The sequence below is a fragment of the Bacillus thermotolerans genome (genome assembly GCF_000812025.2).
GTDB lineage: Bacteria > Bacillota > Bacilli > Bacillales > Domibacillaceae > Quasibacillus > Quasibacillus thermotolerans.
In genome coordinates, this window is record NZ_JWJE02000110.1 from 1 (window position 1) to 1,496 (window position 1,496).

The 1,496-nt window shown below is 54.5% G+C and carries 17 tRNA genes; all 17 read left to right on the forward strand.

From position 1 onward, the window contains the following. Nucleotides 1–14 precede the first annotated feature (14 nt). A tRNA-Val gene (locus tag QY97_RS19140) sits at nucleotides 15–90 on the forward strand. 5 nt (nucleotides 91–95) lie between these two features. Continuing rightward, a tRNA-Thr gene (locus tag QY97_RS19145) sits at nucleotides 96–171 on the forward strand. A gap of 5 nt (nucleotides 172–176) precedes the next feature. Next, nucleotides 177–252 (forward strand) — tRNA-Lys (locus QY97_RS19150). Nucleotides 253–267: 15 nt separating this feature from the next. Next, nucleotides 268–349 (forward strand) — tRNA-Leu (locus QY97_RS19155). A 6-nt stretch (nucleotides 350–355) separates the two neighbouring features. Next, nucleotides 356–427, forward strand: a tRNA-Gly gene (locus QY97_RS19160). Nucleotides 428–441: 14 nt separating this feature from the next. Beyond that, nucleotides 442–530: transfer RNA gene (locus tag QY97_RS19165), tRNA-Leu, on the forward strand. Nucleotides 531–538: 8 nt separating this feature from the next. Next, nucleotides 539–612 (forward strand) — tRNA-Arg (locus QY97_RS19170). A gap of 3 nt (nucleotides 613–615) precedes the next feature. Beyond that, a tRNA-Pro gene (locus QY97_RS19175) sits at nucleotides 616–689 on the forward strand. A 31-nt stretch (nucleotides 690–720) separates the two neighbouring features. Then, nucleotides 721–793, forward strand: a tRNA-Ala gene (locus QY97_RS19180). Nucleotides 794–809: 16 nt separating this feature from the next. Beyond that, nucleotides 810–883 (forward strand) — tRNA-Met (locus QY97_RS19185). Nucleotides 884–894: 11 nt separating this feature from the next. Then, nucleotides 895–987 (forward strand) — tRNA-Ser (locus QY97_RS19190). 17 nt (nucleotides 988–1,004) lie between these two features. Continuing rightward, nucleotides 1,005–1,078: transfer RNA gene (locus QY97_RS19195), tRNA-Met, on the forward strand. Nucleotides 1,079–1,082: 4 nt separating this feature from the next. Next, nucleotides 1,083–1,159 (forward strand) — tRNA-Asp (locus tag QY97_RS19200). Between the two features lie 15 nt (nucleotides 1,160–1,174). Continuing rightward, nucleotides 1,175–1,247: transfer RNA gene (locus QY97_RS19205), tRNA-Phe, on the forward strand. 8 nt (nucleotides 1,248–1,255) lie between these two features. After that, nucleotides 1,256–1,328 (forward strand) — tRNA-Thr (locus tag QY97_RS19210). A 5-nt stretch (nucleotides 1,329–1,333) separates the two neighbouring features. Then, nucleotides 1,334–1,418: transfer RNA gene (locus QY97_RS19215), tRNA-Tyr, on the forward strand. 7 nt (nucleotides 1,419–1,425) lie between these two features. Beyond that, nucleotides 1,426–1,496: transfer RNA gene (locus QY97_RS19220), tRNA-Trp, on the forward strand.

A 1,496-nucleotide genomic window follows, 5' to 3' on the forward strand; every position in this document is an offset into this window, starting at 1 on the left:
AGGGGTCACCATGTGGAGGATTAGCTCAGCTGGGAGAGCATCTGCCTTACAAGCAGAGGGTCGGCGGTTCGAGCCCGTCATCCTCCACCATTTAGGCCGGTGTAGCTCAATTGGTAGAGCAACTGACTTGTAATCAGTAGGTTGGGGGTTCAAGTCCTCTTGCCGGCACCACTTTAGAGCCATTAGCTCAGTTGGTAGAGCATCTGACTTTTAATCAGAGGGTCGAAGGTTCGAGTCCTTCATGGCTCACCATTTTATATACTTTATGCGGGTGTGGCGGAATTGGCAGACGCACCAGACTTAGGATCTGGCGCCGCAAGGCGTGGGGGTTCGACTCCCTTCACCCGCATGTTTCGCGGAAGTAGTTCAGTGGTAGAACACCACCTTGCCAAGGTGGGGGTCGCGGGTTCGAATCCCGTCTTCCGCTTTACCAGTTTGCTTGCCGGGGTGGCGGAACTGGCAGACGCACAGGACTTAAAATCCTGCGGTAGGTGACTACCGTACCGGTTCGATTCCGGTCCTCGGCACCACATTACATGCGCCCGTAGCTCAATTGGATAGAGCGTTTGACTACGGATCAAAAGGTTAGGGGTTCGACTCCTCTCGGGCGCGTAGCGGGAAGTAGCTCAGCTTGGTAGAGCACTTGGTTTGGGACCAAGGGGTCGCAGGTTCGAATCCTGTCTTCCCGATTAGCCGAAAGGTTATTTATATTATAATCATGGGGCCTTAGCTCAGCTGGGAGAGCGCCTGCTTTGCACGCAGGAGGTCAGCGGTTCGATCCCGCTAGGCTCCATTTTTATTTTCATAGTGGCGGCGTAGCTCAGCTGGCTAGAGCGTACGGTTCATACCCGTGAGGTCGGGGGTTCGATCCCCTCCGCCGCTATATAATCAAATGGAGGAATACCCAAGTCTGGCTGAAGGGATCGGTCTTGAAAACCGACAGGCGGGTTACACCGCGCGGGGGTTCGAATCCCTCTTCCTCCGCCATTTATATTTTTTATCGTCGCGGGGTGGAGCAGCTCGGTAGCTCGTCGGGCTCATAACCCGAAGGTCGCAGGTTCAAATCCTGCCCCCGCAATTATGGTCCGGTAGTTCAGTTGGTTAGAATGCCTGCCTGTCACGCAGGAGGTCGCGGGTTCGAGTCCCGTCCGGACCGCCATTTATACATAAGTTAGGCTCAGTAGCTCAGTCGGTAGAGCAATGGACTGAAAATCCATGTGTCGGCGGTTCGATTCCGTCCTGAGCCATCATTTATGCCGGTGTAGCTCAATTGGTAGAGCAACTGACTTGTAATCAGTAGGTTGGGGGTTCAAGTCCTCTTGCCGGCATTTGTGGAGGGGTAGCGAAGTGGCTAAACGCGGCGGACTGTAAATCCGCTCCCTCAGGGTTCGGCGGTTCGAATCCGTCCCCCTCCACCATTCTTATAGGGGCATAGTTTAACGGTAGAACAGAGGTCTCCAAAACCTCCAGTGTGGGTTCGATTCCTACTGCCCCTG